Consider the following 14250-nt stretch of genomic DNA (forward strand, 5'->3'; position numbering starts at 1 on the left):
GCCAGATCGACCACGGGAGTCTTGTCTTGGAGCCGAGTGATTTCGCCCTGTCCGTCGTCGTGCCGGTGCGCAACGAAGAGGATGCCCTGCCTCTCTTCCTTGCCTCGGTGCTGCCGGTACTGCGCGACCTGACCCCATCGTTCGAAATCATCTTCGTCGACGACGGCTCGACCGATGGGACAGCCCGTGTCATCGAAGCGGCCCGGGCGACCGAGCCGCGGCTGCGCCTTCTGTCCCTGTCCCGCAACTTCGGCAAGGAGGCCGCCCTGACCGCCGGTCTGCATTTCGCGACCGGGGACGCGGCGATTCCGATGGATGTCGACCTGCAGGATCCCCCGGAGGTCATTCCGCGCCTGGTCGAGAAATGGCTGGCGGGCTGCGACATCGTCTATGCCCGCAGGCGCAGCCGGCCGAGCGACACGATGCTGAAGCGGGTTTCGGCCGGACATTTCTACACGCTGTTCAACCGCCTGTCGGACATTCCGATTCCGAGCAACGTCGGCGACTTCAGGCTGATGGACCGCCGCGTTCTCGATGCGCTGCAACAATTCCCCGAGCGCAACCGCTTCATGAAGGGCCTGTTCGCTGCCCTCGGCTTTCACCAGGATGAAGTGCTCTACGACCGGCCGGAACGCGCGGCCGGGCAAACCAAGTTCCGCTTCTGGCGGCTGTGGAATTTCGCCCTCGACGGCATCACCTCGTTCTCGTCGATGCCGATCCGGGTGTGGAGCTATATCGGCGCGGCCGTCGCCCTGCTCGGCTTTCTCTATGGCGGCTTCATCGTCGTCCACACGCTGGTCTACGGCCGGGACACCCCGGGTTTCGCGACCCTCGCCGTGCTGGTGACGGTGCTCGGCGGGCTGCAACTGCTGTCGATCGGGATCATCGGCGAATATGCCTCGCGCATCTTCGTCGAGACCAAGAACCGCCCGCTCTACATCGTGCGCGATCTTGCCGGTTTCGACGGTGCCCTGATCGAGGAGCGGCGTGCCGAGTTGTCGCGCCTCGCGGTTCTGCCACGGCGCCCGTCCCGCCGCGCCGGCAATGCCGGGAAGGACTGCTGATGGACCTGAAGGAAGAGAATATCCTCGGCGAATCCGTGTCACGGCACTGGTATTACGCCTCGAAACTCGGTGCGGTGCGGCGTCTGTTGCGCGGCCTCGGCATCCGGTCGATCCTCGACGTCGGGGCCGGCTCCGGCTTCTTCGGCCGCAGCCTGCTGCGGGAGACGAAGGCCGACCGCTGCCAATGCGTCGACATCAACTACCCGGCGGATCGCGACACGGTCGAGGCCGGCAAGCCCGTCCTGTTCCGCCGTCAGCCGGAAGACATCGCCGCGCATGATTTGATCCTCTTCATCGACGTGCTCGAACATGTCGAGGACGATGCGGGCTTCCTCGCCCACTATGTGGCGGGGGCGGCCGAGGGCACGCATGTCCTGCTGTCCGTACCGGCCTTTCCTTCGTTGTGGAGCGGACACGACGTCTTCCTCGGCCACCATCGGCGCTATCGGCTGCGTCAACTCGAAGAGCTGGCCCGGCGGGCCGGGCTGGACGTGGTGCGCGGGCGCTATTTCTTCGGGCTGCTGTTTCCACTGGTCGCCCTGGTGCGCATGGCGAAGCGGGGGGTCGGCACGGTCAGCGAATCCGACCTGCGGCCGGCGCCCACCCTCGTCAACGGCGCGCTTCGCCTGTTGTGCGACATCGAGGCGCGGCTGCTGCTGCCCGTCAACCGGCTATGCGGCGTGACCGCCTTCTGCCTCGCGCGGAAGCCGCGCGGCAAGCAGCAGCGAGACCATCAATAGCGGCGCCGCCACCGGCAGGCCGGCGATATTCAGGATCATGCCGCAGAACGGCAGCAGCCAGAGCATGACCTGGAACCGGCGCTGCCCCGCGGATTGCGCCCCCCCACTCTCCCGGCAGGCAAGGATCTGAGCCCCGGCGAGAACCGCGAGATCGTAGAAGTGCAGGTAAGGCAGGATCAGCGCCGTCGCGAGGGCGACGACCAGCAGATCGCGTCCCTGCCCCGCCCGGCCGCCGCGCCGCCGCCACAGATAGACAAGCGCCGTGCCCAGCGCAAAGACCGCCACCGCCGCCTGCACGCCGTAAGCGGCGGGAAGATCGAGGCCCATCTGACGCGCGGCCATGAAGGCGGTCAGCTTCATGCCCTGGGCGAGGCCGGTACCCTGTTCCAGCAGCTGGCGCTGGAACGGCGCCCCCTCCGTCAGATAGGCTTCCCATATCCCCGGCCCGAAGATCAGCAGGGACGCCAGACACAGGACAAGCACCGTGGCCGTCGCGGCCCCGATCGCCCGCCAGCGCTGGTCGATCAGCAGCACCAGCGGCAGCATCACCGCCAGCATCGGCTTGAAGATCAGCAGGCCGATCAGCACTCCGGCGAGAATCGGCCGACGCGGCGCCAGTCTCAGCCCGCCGATGATCAGGGCAGCACAGATCAATCCGTTCTGGCCGAGCGCGACATTGGTGACGGTCAGCGGCGCCGCGAGCGCGAGCAGCACGGACGAACGGCGGAAATCCGGGGCCGCGATGGCGGCGGCGAATGCGATGGGTCCGGCCAGCGACCACAAGGCCAGCGCCACGGGATAAGGCAAGGCCCCGAAGGGCGCCAACAGCAGCAGGGCCGGCGGTGGATAGGGAAAGACGTGAAGGCCGGCTTCAGGCCCGAGCGCCGCGTTCACTACCCGCTGGAACGCGGGATAATCGTAGATCGACGAAAGGTCGCCCGCGAGGCCGAGCCGGCCGGCGGTCCAGAAGACATAGGCATCGCGCCCGATGACCTGACCGCGGCTGAACCTTTCGGACAGAAAGCGCCATTCGTCCATCGCGACGATGAGCAGGATGAACGGCAGGATGCCGAGAGCGAGGCGCCACAGATTCCGGGTCGCAGGGGTCTCGGGTCGGTCGACGGTCAAGGCAGCCTCGGACGGGACGAAACAGGCGCCGATCCTGACGTAAAGAGGTTAACGCCGGCCGACGGCCACCAAAGAAAAAGGGCCGCGGTTCCCCACGGCCCTTTCCTTTATTCGATCGCGCGGCGATCAGGCGGCCTTGGGGGCCGCCGACTTGATCGCATCGTCGACGTGATCTTCGAACTGGGCGAAGTTGTCGATGAACAGCTTCACCAGATGCTTGGCCTGCGCGTCATAGGCGGCCTTGTCGGCCCAGGTCTGGCGCGGATCGAGGATTTCGGTCGGGACGCCCGGCACGGCGACCGGCACCTCGAAGCCGAAGTTCGGGTCCTTGCGGAATTCGACCTTGTTCAGCGAGCCGTCGAGGGCGGCGCGCAGCAGGGCGCGGGTCACCTTGATCGGCATGCGCTGGCCGACGCCGAACACGCCGCCGGTCCAGCCGGTGTTCACCAGCCAGCAGGAGACGCCGTGGTTGGCGATCTTTTCCTTCAGGATGTTGCCGTAGACCGTCGGGTGACGGGGCATGAAGGGGGCGCCGAAGCAGGTCGAGAAGGTCGCCTGCGGCTCCTTGCCGAGACCCTTTTCGGTGCCGGCGACCTTGGCGGTGTAACCCGACAGGAAGTGGTACATCGCCTCTTCCGGCGACAGACGCGAGATCGGGGGCAGCACGCCGAAGGCATCCGCCGTCAGCATGATGATGTTCTTCGGATGGCCAGCGACGCCGCTGAGCGAGGCATTGGCGATGAAGTCGAGCGGATAGGCGCCGCGCGAATTCTCGGCCAGGGTCGCGTCGTCGAGGTCGAGCTTGCGGGTCTCGGGGTCGATCACGACGTTCTCGAGCACGGTGCCGAAACGCTTGGTGGTCGAGAAGATTTCCGGCTCGGCGGTTTCCGAGAGACGGATCATCTTGGCGTAGCAGCCGCCCTCGAAGTTGAACACGCCCTCTTCCGACCAGCCGTGCTCGTCGTCACCGATGAGCTGACGCTCCGGATCGGCCGAGAGAGTGGTCTTGCCGGTGCCCGAGAGGCCGAAGAAGATGGCGGAATCGCCCGCTTCGCCGACGTTGATCGAGCAGTGCATGGGCATGACGCCCTTCACCGGCAGCAGGTAGTTCAGGATGGTGAAGACCGACTTCTTCATCTCGCCGGCATAGGACGTGCCGCCGATGACGATGGTCTTGGCCGCGAAGTCGACGACGATGAAGGTCTCGGACCGGGTGCCGTCGGCCGCCGGATCGGCCAGCAGGTTCGGGCAGTCGATGATGGTGAACTCGGGCACGAAGTCCTCGAGATCGCCGGCGACCGGACGGACCAGCAGGTTGCGGATGAACAGCGAGTGCCAGGCGTATTCGGTCACCACGCGGACCTTCACCCGGTTCGCCGGATCGGCGCCGCCGTAGAGATCCTGAACGAAGATTTCCTTGTTCTGCAGATAGGCCTTCACCTTCTCGCGCAGCGCCGCGGCCTTGGCCGGGTCGATGGCGACGTTGGACTTGCCCCACCAGACGTTGTCGGCGGTGGTCTCATCCTTCACGGTGAACTTGTCGCTGGCGGAGCGGCCGGTGTGCTGGCCGGTCTTGACCACCAGAGGACCGCCTTCGGCGACGACGCCCTCCTTGCGGCGGATGGCCTCCTCGTAGAGGGCGGGGGCGCCCAGGTTCCAGTAGGCGGCCGCGACGTTGCGGATGCCCTGGAGTTCGAGGCCGTGTTTCGAAACATGGGTGCCGATCTGGCGCAATGTATTTCTCCGCAAGGTTATTCGGCGCGGGATGACGATCCCGCTGCGGCTGATCGAAGACGACGTAGCAACACGCGCCGCCTATTTCGGTTGCATGACGGCCGGAAAATAGATTCCGGCGACCGGGTCCGCAACAACCGACTTGGCCCCCTGTTGTGACAAATCATACAGGATTTTCCGAATTCCGGGCCCGGCGCACCAGATCGACCAGCGCGACACGCGCCTCGGTGGCATTTCCGATCACCCGATCGAAGAAAATCCGGCCCCGGGTGCCATCGGGCGCCATCAGGTCGGCCCCTTCGGGGTCGAGGCCCGTCATGCGCCATTCTGCCGCAGGCAGGCCCAGCAGCGCCGTCGCGTAGAGACCGACCGCATCGGCATGATCGGCGTTCATATGGCCGACGATGCCGGCCTCGTCCTCGGCCAGGGCGACGCAGGGCCGGTCGTCGAACAGGAATTCCGCCGCCGGGATCCAGTGGATGCGGCCGAAGCCGGCGACGAGATGCGCCCTCTCGGGCTCCATGCGCCACAGGCTGAAATCGGGAAAGTCGCGGTACATCTGCGCTTCGGCGTGGCGAGCGATGAAACGGTCCTTCAGGCCCTCGTCGTCGATGCGCACCATGCGCCCGACCAGGCTGACCCGCGCGCCGGTCAGGCGGGCGAGATGCCCCGCCGTGCCATCGAACAGCAGCGATGCGCGGGGCTCCGCCAGCAGCGCCTTCGTGTGCTCGGCGAGACCGGAGATGAAGATGAGCGGCCGCCCGGCGTGATCGACGGCGGCAAGCACCAGCGAGACGTAGGGACCGCCATCCGGCAGCAGGACGCCAAGCGACGCGGTCGGCGTGCGGCGGACGAGATCGCGCGCCATGCGGGCGGGGGACTGGGGATCAGCGGTCAAGGCCAGCTCCTGCGGTCGTGACGATCCGGCGTCGCCGGTCGATTGGCCGAGAATGGTCCCCACAGCCTCCCGGTTTCAATCCTTTAGAACTGCCACCATAGCGGCATAAATAAACAATTACAGGTTGTTTTCACTGTGGAACTCTGTTCTCCGACTACGGGGCGGTAACGGGGGCAACCATGAGGCATCGCATTTCAGGGAAAATTCCTTCCGCGGTCTTGCTGGCGCTCTCGCTGGCGGCCTGCTCGACGACAGCGCCCTCGCCGGGGGCAAGTCCGGCCGTGCCGGACGTCGGGCCTGCCGCCGACGGGGCAAAACAGGACGTGGGGGAAAAGCCGCTCCCCGAGGCACAGAAGCAGAAGGCGACTTTGTTCCTGCAAATGGTCTCGGCGCCCGGCGGAGAAGAACATTACAGGCAGCTGAAGAATTTCTATGTCCGCCTGTTGGTCGAACCGGCGCCCGAATCGGCCGGCGGCCCTGGAGCCGCCCCCCCGATGATCCGTGACTACGAACACGAACGGCGGGATATCCTCAAGCGACTGGTATGGGGCCGGAGCTGGTCGGTAAATCTGTCCGTCGAGCTGAAAGTTCCGTCGCGCAATCTCGATCTCAAACTGCCGCTGATGGTCTGGAGCCACGGCAGCAACGCGACCGTTGGCGAAGTCTGGCTGACCGAATTGAGCGGAAGCAGGCTCATGAACGGTCACTTCCTGGTCTCGCCCGACATGGCGATCCAGATCGGGCTGGTACACACGCAGGCCAGCGAAGTTTCGACCGAGGCGATCCGAACGGCGGTCAATGCCGCCCGCACCATCCTCGAGATCGCCGATCCGGGCGTGAAGGCCATCACGATTCTGAGCGATCAGAAGCTCAACAGCGCTTCGAGCGCGGTCGACCGCACCATCGGGCAGCTGTTCTCGTCCTCGCTCGAGGAGAGGCTGACCAATTCCTATACCGTCAGCCGGCTGCTCGGCAATGAACCGCTCACCTTCGAATCCGGGGTTCCCGGGGACGAATGGCGCGATGGCAGCAGCTATCGCAGGGTCGGAACATGGAGCATCAGGCTATCCACCCCGAAACCTTCGATTTTCTCCAACGTCGAATATTGTGGGGACGGTGAACATCAAGACCGTTCGTGCGTCGCCGACGAGGCCGCCGCCACTCTTGCCGTGATGCAGAATCTCGATCCCTTTGCGGTGCTCGCCACCAAGGTCGCGGCCGAGAAGTCGATCGGGGAATATCTGTCCGAAGCGCCCTGGTACAAGACGCTGTTCCCCCTGATCAAGAAAGCCGCTGACCTGAATCAGCGCGACGCCCTCGGCGGCATGTGCGCGGCGACATTGGAGGAAATGGCGAAGCTCCCCCTGTCCCCGCTCGACGGCAAGATCGTGCTCTGGGCCGTCCTCAAGACCTCGGCCCTGACACCGGATGCCGCCGACGAGGCCGCCAGTCGCGACGAATGCAAGGAGGCCTTGGCCCTGCATCCATAAGCGGCAAGGGTTGTGCGACAGACATTCCGGAGCAATCGCCATCGCGAGACGCTGGCCACATCGCCCCACGATTGCCAAAATCACCGTTCAGGACGTATGTGACCGTCCAAACGGCAGGAACCATGTCGAAAAATCCTTCGAAGATCGCCCTCGTCGACGACGACCGCAACATTCTGACGTCGGTATCCATCGGCCTCGAGGCCGAGGGCTTCGCGGTCGAGACCTATACCGACGGGGCGACCGCGCTCGCCGCTTTCGGCCGCTCGCCGCCCGACCTCGCCGTGCTCGACATCAAGATGCCGCGCATGGACGGGATGGAGGTGCTGCGCCGCCTGCGCCAGGCTTCCAGCCTGCCGGTGATCTTCCTGACCTCGAAGGACGACGAGCTGGACGAGGTGCTGGGCCTGCGCATGGGCGCGGACGACTATATCCGCAAGCCCTTCTCCCAGCGCCTGCTGATCGAACGGATCAAGGCCCTGCTGCGCCGCGCCGACGCCGCCGGCGAGGGCGAGGACGCAAGGCCGGAGCCCCTGATGGTGCGCGGCCGCCTGACCCTCGATCCCTTGCGCCACGCCTGCACCTGGGATGGCCAGCAGGTCACCCTGACGGTGACCGAATTCCTGATCCTGCAGGCCCTCGCCCAGCGCCCGGGCCATGTGAAGAGCCGTGACCAGCTGATGGACGCCGCCTACGACGATCAGGTCTATGTCGACGACCGCACCATCGACAGCCACATCAAGCGCCTGCGCAAGAAGTTCAAGACGGTCGATCCCGACTTCGGCTCGATCGAGACGCTTTACGGCATCGGCTACAAGTTCGACGAGGTCTAGGGCCGGCACCATGTCCGTCTCGGCGCCACATCGCCGGCATCGCGGGCGCGGGCCCTTTTCCTCGCTGACCCGCCGTATCCTGGCGGTCAACGTGGTCGCGCTCGCCGCCCTTGTCGGCGGCGTGCTCTACCTCGACCAGTTCCGCGCCAGTCTCGTCACCCAGCGCGCCGATTCGCTGCTGACCCAGGGCGAGATCATCGCCGGCGCCCTCGGACTCGCCGCCTCCTCCGGGCCGGAGGCGACCGATCTCGACATCCTGCCGGCCCGCGCCCTGCTGCTGCGCCTGACCGATCCGACGGCGACCCGCGCCCGCCTGTTCAACAACGACGGCCAGCTCGTCGCCGACACCAACGACCTGCGCCCCGACGCCCAGGTCTCCCGCGTCGAGCTGCCGCCGCCGGACGACGGCCCCGGCATCGTCGAATTCCTTTACGACCTGCTCGAGCCGCTGCTGCCCGCGGCAAGGCCCCGCTCGCTCTATGTCGATTATCCGCTGCAGCAGGCCCGCGACTATCCGGAAGCGGTCGCCGCCCTCTCCGGCAGCGCGGGCGCGATCGAGCGCATGACGGCGGACGGCACGCCGCATATTTCCGTCGCGATTCCCGTCGTCCGCTTCCGCAAGGTACTGGGCGCTCTCGTCCTCTCGGTCGAGGCGCGGGACATCGACCAGGCGATCCGGGCCGAGCGGCTGGCCATTCTCGAAGTCTTCGGCGTCGCCCTCGCCGTCACCGTGCTCCTGTCGATCTTCCTCGCCCGCACCATCGCCAGCCCGGTGCACCGGCTGGCCGAAGCCGCCGAACAGGTGAAGGCCGGTCGGGGCGAGCGCATCGCCATCCCCAATTTCAGTCGGCGGCGCGACGAGATTGGCGACCTCTCCGTCGCCCTGCAGTCGATGACCGAGGCACTGTATGGCCGGATCGACGCCATCGAATCCTTCGCCGCCGATGTCGCGCACGAACTGAAGAACCCGCTGTCCTCGATTCGCAGCGCGATCGAGGTCTGGGGCCGGACCAAGGACCCCAATGCCCGCCAGCGCCTGACTGAAATCATCGAGATCGACGTCCGCCGCCTGGACAAGCTGATTTCGGAAATCTCCGACGCCTCGCGCCTCGACGCCGAAATGGCGCGCGACCGGCGCCAGCCCATCGCCCTCGATGGCCTGCTGAAGGGTCTTGTCGACACCTATGCCGACCTGAAGCGGGAGGGCTGGCCGAATTTCGAGCTGAGCGTCGCGCCCGAGGCGCGCGACCAGCAGATCATGGCGGCGGCCGAGCAGGTGGGCCGCGTGTTCCGCAACCTGATCGACAATGCCATCTCCTTCTCGCCCGAGAACGGCAAGGTCCGAATCGCGTTGACCCGGGACGGCAACGACCTGGTGGCCAGGGTCGAGGACGACGGGCCGGGCATCCCCGACGAAGCCCTGACCCGCATCTTCGAGCGTTTCTACACCGAACGGCCGAACGAGCAGATCGGCAGCCATTCGGGCCTTGGCCTTGCCATCGTGCGCCAGATCGTCGAAGGCCATGACGGCACCATCGCCGCCAGCAACAGGCCGGGGCCGGCCGGCGGCACCGCCGGGGCCTGTTTCACCGTGCGCCTGCCCGTCTTCACCGACCGGCCGCGCCGGGGCAGCCGGACCGCCGTCGCCGACCTCGATTGACGGGACATGGATTGACGGGACCGAAGGCTCAGCGCACCTTGCCGCCATGTCGGCACCCGTTACCCTGCTGCTTCACGCCACCTGCGTCGCCCTCGGCGCACGCGGGGTACTGCTGCGCGGGCCATCGGGCGCCGGCAAATCCGATCTTGCGCTGCGCCTCGTCGACCGGGGTGCCTGGCTGGTCGCCGACGATCAGGTGGAACTGACGGTCGAGGCGGGCACCCTCGTCGCGCGTTGTCCCGCCGCCATCCGCGGCCTGCTCGAGGTGCGGGGCCTTGGCCTCGTCGACATGCCGGCGACCCGTTCGGTGCCCCTCGCCCTCGTCGCCGATCTGGTGCCGCCTGCCGACGTGCCGCGCCTGCCGGCCGACGAGCGGGTCAGCCTCGCCGACATCAACCTGTCACGGATAGCCCTTAATCCCTTCGAACATTCGGCGCCGATCAAGCTGGAGATGGCCCTCGCCCTCGCTTGCGGCAGCCTCGAGGTAAAACGATGAACGACGCCCCCAAGGGACTGGATATCGCCGGTTCGCAGCGCCGGCCCGGCACATTGCCGGTCATTCTGGTCACCGGCCTGTCGGGTGCCGGCAAGCTGACCGCCATGAAGGCGCTCGAAGACCTCGGCTACGAGACCATCGACAATCTGCCCCTCGCCTTCCTCGCCGCCCTGCTCTCCCCCGGGGCCGAGCATCCGGCGCGCGGCGTCGCCATCAATGTCGACATCCGCAGCCGGGGGTTCGACGCCGAGCAATTCCTGCGCCGGGTCGAATCGCTGCGGGCGCGGCCGGATCTCGACCTCCAGGTCCTGTTCCTCGACTGCGCGGAGGGTGTGCTGGCGCAGCGTTACACCGAGACGCGGCGCCGTCACCCCATGGCGGAAGAGCGGCCGGTGACCGACGGCATCGCCCTCGAGCAGCGCCTGATGAGCGATATCCGCGACGACGCCGACGAGGTGATCGACACCACCCTTCTCAGCATCAACGACCTGAAGCGCCTGATCGCCGGCCTGTTCCCGCTCGACGTCCACGCCGGTCTTTCGGTCTCGGTCATGTCGTTTTCGTTCAAGAAAGGCCTGCCGCGCGAAGCCGATCTCGTGTTCGACGTCCGCTTCCTCGCCAATCCGCATTGGGTGCCCGCGCTGCGCCCCGGCACCGGCAAGGACGTCGAGGTCGGCGCCCATATCATGGCCGATCCCGTCTTCGCCGAATTCGACGAACGGGTCTCGGGCATGCTCACCTTCCTCGTCCCGCTCTACCGGCGGGAGGGGAAATCCTACCTTACCATCGCTTTTGGGTGCAGTGGCGGCCGTCATCGGTCGGTCTTTATGGCCGAACGCATCGGCGGGGTCTTGCGCGAAAGCGGCCATCGCGTCACCGTCATACATCGCGATACGGTGTTCGCTTGAGGTTGTCTTGTCGAATGGAGCCATAATCGGCCTGGTGCTGGTGACTCACGGTCGCCTTGCCGAAGAGTTCATAGCGGCGACGGAACACGTCGTCGGACCGCAACAGGCGATGCGGGCGATCTGCATCGGCGCCGAGGACGACATGGAGCGGCGTCGCGGCGACATCGTCGATGCGGTCGCCGCCGTCAACCGGGGCAAGGGGGTCATCATCCTGACCGACATGTTCGGCGGGACGCCCTCCAATCTGGCCATTTCCGTGCTCGGTGCGGGGATCGAGGTCATCGCCGGGGTGAACCTGCCGATGCTGATCAAGCTCGCCTCGGTCCGCACCAAGATGACCCTCGCCGAGGCCGTCGCCGCCGCACAGGACGCGGGCAAGAAATATATCTCCGTGGCATCCGCCCATCTCGCCGGGGAACAGGCTTGACCGCAGTCGACAATCCCCGCGTGCTGAAAATCTGCAACAAGCGCGGCCTGCACGCCCGCGCCGCCGCCAAATTCGTCAGCACGGCCAGCCGATTCGATGCCGAAGTGAAGGTCACCAAGGACGGCACCACCGTCACCGGCACCTCGATCATGGGCCTGATGATGCTGGCCGCCGCCATCGGCACCTGCATCGAGGTCGGCGCCTCGGGCCGCGAGGCCGATGCCGCGCTCGACGCCATCGCCGAGCTCGTCGCCAACCGTTTCAACGAGGAAGAATAGCCAAGGCTCAGCCGGGCTCGCGGCGCTCGATCGCGATCACCCGTCCGTGCTTCAGGCGATAGGTGCAGTGGCCCCAGTGCACGCGACGCCGGTCCATGCTCAGCACGAAGGCGAGCAGATGGACGCCGTGCACGAGCGGCAGCACCAGCGGCATCAGACGCAGCAGGGCTTCTGCCCTGCCCCGCCCCGCCCCCGCGATGCCCGCGCGCCGCGCCAGCCGCCGCCGCATCTCGTCGGCCAGGGCAACCATCCCCGCCGCCCCGAAAAACAGCACCGCCCCCCAGCCGCCGCGCAGCGCCAGCAGCCACAGGCTGACCGCGCCGAAGACATTGAGCGCCAGCGTCGCCCCGGCCCAGAGCCACAGCGCCGGCTGATAGAGCAGGAACATCTGGTACTGCCGCCGGCCGAAGGCGAGCAGCGAGCCGAGGGAATGGCGAAACGGTGTCGGCACCAGCACGGCGCCGCGAAAGATGATTTTCAGCCCCAGACGCCGCGCTGCCCGCGCCAGGGCGAGATCATCCGACACCTCGCCCTCGAAAAGCGCGGCGAGGTCGAGTTCGCGCACCGCGTCCCGCTTCAGGGCGATGGAGCCGCCCCAGGTCAGCCAGCCGCGATTCGGCTTGGGCAGACCCGCCACCGCCCGGTCGGCCCAGGTGCCGCACAGGGTGCCGAGGGCGGCGTCGCCGGGCACAGGCCAGCGATAGCCGGTGACGATATCCGCCGCCCCCCGGGTCAACGGCCGCAGCAGATGGGCAAGCCAGTCGCGCGGCGGCTCGATATCGGCGTCCGCCAGCACGATGAAAGGCGATTCGTCGCCGTATCGCGCCAGCGCGGCGGCAAGGTTGCGGCATTTCTGGCTGCCCGCGACGGCATCGCCCGCGACGACGAGATGGAGCGGAAAGGGCGCATCGAGCGCGGCGATCCTGTCGTGCGCCGGATCAAGGGCCGATTCGACGGTAAACACCACAGCGCCGGGCGGGCAGCTCTGCCCGGCGAGGGCGGCGATCAGCCGCTCCAGCCGGGGCAAGGGACCGGTCGCGGGGATGATCACCAACACTTCCGCCGCCACAGTCTCGGTCAGCGGCGGCACCCGGCGGCGCATCAGGTCGGCGCACCACAGCGCGGTCAGGGCACCGGCAAGGCCGATGCCGCCACCGGCGGCGAGAAGCGCGTCGCCAAGGCTCATTCGGCGGCGGCGGACGAATCGGCCGCCGCGTCCCGGCGGCGCAGCCTCAGCATGACGCCGTTCTCGGAGCGGAGCGTGAGGCGGGCGACCGGCTTCGGCGTGTGGCCCGGCACGGTCTCGAAGCGATAACGGCGCACGAGGCTGGCAAGGATCAGCGCCGCTTCCTGCTGGGCGAAGGCGGCGCCGAGGCAGACGCGCGGCCCCATGCTGAAAGGCAGATAGGCACAGCGCGCCGCCTCGATGCCCCTGTCGGTGTTGAAGCGGTCGGCGTCGAATTCGTCCGGCGCGTCCCAATGGTCGCGGTTGCGGTGAAGCATCCAGGGCGAGATGAAGACGATGGAGCCGGGCGCCACCGTCTTGTCGCGCATGCATTCCGTCGTCGCCGGTTCCCGCGCGAAGAAGGCGACCGGCGGATAGAGCCGCAGCGACTCGCGGAACACGTCGCGCAGAAAATCCATGGCGCGCAGATCGCCCAGCTCCGGCTCCCGCTCCGGGCCGATGACGCGGAGGATTTCCTCATGCAGGCGCTCCTGCACGTCGGGCTGGCAGGCGATGAGGTAAAGTGTCCAGGCAAGGGCGCTGGCCGAGGTCTCGTGCCCGGCGAGAAACAGCATCGCGACCTGTTCGTAAAGCTCGCGGAAGCCGAAGGGCGCGCTGCTCTCGGGATCGCGGGCCTCGATCATGGCGGCGAGGAAATCGCGCTCCGGCGGCGTCTTGCCGGCGGCAATCAGGTCTAGCCGCTCCTGGATCAGCGGCTCGAGCAGGCCCTTGATCTCGCGCGCGACCCGATTGGCCTCGCGGTTGCGCCGGACATAGAGAAAGGTCGGCACCCGGAACACCCGCAGCATGCCGAGGGCATAGGCGATTTCCTGGAAAAGGTTGAAGGCGGTGAAAATCTGCTCCGCCTTGTCGCGCGACAGGGTCTTGCTGAAGATCGTGCGCAGGATGATGTCGGCGGTGACATGGGTCGTCTCGACGTCGATGGCCTGCGGGCTGCCGTCGGCGACCAGGTCGAGCCGGCCGATCATGGCCCGCGTCGCGTCCTGCATCTGGCCGAACACCAGCTTTACCCGCGTCGCCTCGAAGGCGGGGTTCAGCATCGCCCGCTGGCGCCGCCACAGCGCGCCGTTCGAGGTGAAGATACTGTCGCCCATCAGGCGCTTCAGCATGAAGCCGAGGATGTCGCTCTTCGGGTAATTATCCGCCTGATCGACCAGCACGCGGCGGATCAGCGGCGGATCGTTCAGCATGAAGAAATGCCGCGTGGGCAGCCGGAACTGCCCCATCTTCATGCGGTACGCCTTGTCGGACAGTACCGAGAGCCCGTCGTGCAGCCAGGCCGGCAGCACGCGCCAGAAGGGCAGTCCGCCCGGCTTGGGTTCGGGTTTCGGGGGCTTGAAACCGGCCATTT

General features: G+C 67.0%; 14 protein-coding genes. 9 read left to right on the forward strand and 5 right to left on the reverse strand.

From position 1 onward, the window contains the following. Positions 1-26: 26 nt before the first annotated feature. Positions 27-1064 (forward strand): glycosyltransferase family 2 protein, encoded by a 1038-nt coding sequence (locus DKG74_RS04435; protein WP_109903051.1) that lies wholly within the window; start codon positions 27-29, stop codon positions 1062-1064. Then, a complete protein-coding gene (locus DKG74_RS04440; RefSeq protein WP_109903053.1) occupies positions 1064-1804 on the forward strand; it encodes a methyltransferase domain-containing protein in 741 nt (246 codons plus the stop codon). The genes DKG74_RS04435 and DKG74_RS04440 overlap by 1 nt, the downstream gene beginning before the upstream one ends. Here DKG74_RS04440 and DKG74_RS04445 read toward each other — a convergent pair. The 3 genes from DKG74_RS04445 to DKG74_RS04455 all read right to left on the reverse strand — a co-directional run bounded on the left by DKG74_RS04445 (position 1736) and on the right by DKG74_RS04455 (position 5564). Further along, positions 1736-2932 (reverse strand): glycosyltransferase family 87 protein, encoded by a 1197-nt coding sequence (locus tag DKG74_RS04445; protein ID WP_109903055.1) that lies wholly within the window; start codon positions 2930-2932, stop codon positions 1736-1738. The two genes, DKG74_RS04440 and DKG74_RS04445, sit on opposite strands and share 69 nt — an antisense overlap. 126 nt (positions 2933-3058) lie before the next feature. Further along, the gene (locus tag DKG74_RS04450; protein WP_109903057.1) at positions 3059-4666 is read right to left on the reverse strand and encodes a phosphoenolpyruvate carboxykinase; all 1608 of its coding nucleotides are present in this window, start codon (positions 4664-4666) and stop codon (positions 3059-3061) included. Positions 4667-4829: 163 nt separating this feature from the next. Next, a complete protein-coding gene (locus tag DKG74_RS04455; protein WP_133251498.1) occupies positions 4830-5564 on the reverse strand; it encodes a HugZ family pyridoxamine 5'-phosphate oxidase in 735 nt (244 codons plus the stop codon). Positions 5565-5743: 179 nt separating this feature from the next. Between DKG74_RS04455 and DKG74_RS04460 the strand changes: the two genes are divergently transcribed. The 7 genes from DKG74_RS04460 to DKG74_RS04490 all read left to right on the forward strand — a co-directional run bounded on the left by DKG74_RS04460 (position 5744) and on the right by DKG74_RS04490 (position 11653). After that, a complete protein-coding gene (locus DKG74_RS04460) occupies positions 5744-7054 on the forward strand; it encodes a hypothetical protein (protein WP_133251499.1) in 1311 nt (436 codons plus the stop codon). Positions 7055-7176: 122 nt separating this feature from the next. Beyond that, complete coding sequence (locus tag DKG74_RS04465; protein WP_109903063.1) at positions 7177-7884, forward strand: response regulator transcription factor; 708 nt, start codon at positions 7177-7179, stop codon at positions 7882-7884. Positions 7885-7894: 10 nt separating this feature from the next. After that, a complete protein-coding gene (locus DKG74_RS04470; RefSeq protein ID WP_109903065.1) occupies positions 7895-9544 on the forward strand; it encodes a stimulus-sensing domain-containing protein in 1650 nt (549 codons plus the stop codon). A 46-nt stretch (positions 9545-9590) separates the two neighbouring features. Continuing rightward, complete coding sequence (locus DKG74_RS04475) at positions 9591-10040, forward strand: HPr kinase/phosphorylase (protein ID WP_109903067.1); 450 nt, start codon at positions 9591-9593, stop codon at positions 10038-10040. Next, positions 10037-10948 (forward strand): RNase adapter RapZ, encoded by a 912-nt coding sequence (gene rapZ, locus DKG74_RS04480; protein ID WP_109903069.1) that lies wholly within the window; start codon positions 10037-10039, stop codon positions 10946-10948. Before DKG74_RS04475 ends, rapZ begins: the two co-directional genes overlap by 4 nt. 22 nt (positions 10949-10970) lie before the next feature. Continuing rightward, positions 10971-11375, forward strand: a complete 405-nt coding sequence (locus DKG74_RS04485; RefSeq protein ID WP_109903767.1) for a PTS sugar transporter subunit IIA — start codon at positions 10971-10973, stop codon at positions 11373-11375. Beyond that, complete coding sequence (locus DKG74_RS04490; RefSeq protein ID WP_109903071.1) at positions 11372-11653, forward strand: HPr family phosphocarrier protein; 282 nt, start codon at positions 11372-11374, stop codon at positions 11651-11653. Before DKG74_RS04485 ends, DKG74_RS04490 begins: the two co-directional genes overlap by 4 nt. A 7-nt stretch (positions 11654-11660) precedes the next feature. Here the strand turns inward: DKG74_RS04490 and DKG74_RS04495 are convergent, their stop codons facing one another. Further along, positions 11661-12839: a glycosyltransferase family 2 protein gene (locus tag DKG74_RS04495; protein ID WP_109903073.1), complete on the reverse strand. Its 1179-nt coding sequence runs from the start codon at positions 12837-12839 to the stop codon at positions 11661-11663. After that, on the reverse strand, positions 12836-14248 hold the full coding sequence (locus DKG74_RS04500) for a cytochrome P450 (protein WP_109903075.1): 1413 nt from the start codon (positions 14246-14248) through the stop codon (positions 12836-12838). The genes DKG74_RS04495 and DKG74_RS04500 overlap by 4 nt, the downstream gene beginning before the upstream one ends. Positions 14249-14250 lie beyond the last annotated feature (2 nt).

This window comes from Zavarzinia aquatilis (assembly GCF_003173035.1).
In the GTDB taxonomy this organism is placed as follows: domain Bacteria; phylum Pseudomonadota; class Alphaproteobacteria; order Zavarziniales; family Zavarziniaceae; genus Zavarzinia; species Zavarzinia aquatilis.

What these genes read in the sequence shown, in the direction of transcription:
- DKG74_RS04440 (WP_109903053.1), top strand. Translation starts at nt 1,064, where the DNA reads ATGGACCTGAAGGAAGAGAATATCCTCGGCGAATCCGTGTCACGGCAC.
- DKG74_RS04460 (WP_133251499.1), top strand. Translation starts at nt 5,744, where the DNA reads ATGAGGCATCGCATTTCAGGGAAAATTCCTTCCGCGGTCTTGCTGGCG.
- DKG74_RS04465 (WP_109903063.1), top strand. Translation starts at nt 7,177, where the DNA reads ATGTCGAAAAATCCTTCGAAGATCGCCCTCGTCGACGACGACCGCAAC.
- DKG74_RS04470 (WP_109903065.1), top strand. Translation starts at nt 7,895, where the DNA reads ATGTCCGTCTCGGCGCCACATCGCCGGCATCGCGGGCGCGGGCCCTTT.
- DKG74_RS04475 (WP_109903067.1), top strand. Translation starts at nt 9,591, where the DNA reads ATGTCGGCACCCGTTACCCTGCTGCTTCACGCCACCTGCGTCGCCCTC.
- rapZ (WP_109903069.1), top strand. Translation starts at nt 10,037, where the DNA reads ATGAACGACGCCCCCAAGGGACTGGATATCGCCGGTTCGCAGCGCCGG.
- DKG74_RS04495 (WP_109903073.1), bottom strand. Translation starts at nt 12,839, where the DNA reads ATGAGCCTTGGCGACGCGCTTCTCGCCGCCGGTGGCGGCATCGGCCTT.
- DKG74_RS04500 (WP_109903075.1), bottom strand. Translation starts at nt 14,248, where the DNA reads ATGGCCGGTTTCAAGCCCCCGAAACCCGAACCCAAGCCGGGCGGACTG.